Annotated in this window: 1 protein-coding gene; it reads left to right on the top strand. The window is 70.5% G+C overall.

What is annotated here, in order from left to right; genetic code table 11:
* The coding region (locus GV790_RS29830; RefSeq protein WP_163818149.1) for an alcohol dehydrogenase catalytic domain-containing protein at positions 1-292 on the top strand (292 nt) is incomplete at both ends.

Below are 292 nucleotides of genomic sequence, written 5' to 3'. Positions count from 1 at the left end.
CCGCACCGGCACCTACAAGCAGCCGGTCCCCTATATTCCCGGCGCAGAGGGCACCGGCGTTGTCGCCGAAGTCGGAGCGGACGTCACCGACTTCCGGCCCGGCGACCGGGTCGCGTGGGCGAACGCACCTGGTAGTTACGCGCCGCTGGTGGCCGTCGACGAAGCCGTTGCCGTCGCGGTGCCCGATGACGTCGACCCGCCCGTCGCGGCCTCGGCCCTACTGCAGGGAATGACCGCGCACTACCTGATCGAGTCGATCTACCGGCCCGAACCCGGCGAGACCGTGCTGGTG

Source organism: Nocardia cyriacigeorgica (assembly GCF_010858045.1).
In the GTDB taxonomy this organism is placed as follows: domain Bacteria; phylum Actinomycetota; class Actinomycetes; order Mycobacteriales; family Mycobacteriaceae; genus Nocardia; species Nocardia cyriacigeorgica_E.
This window is presented reverse-complemented; position numbering and strand designations above follow the sequence as displayed.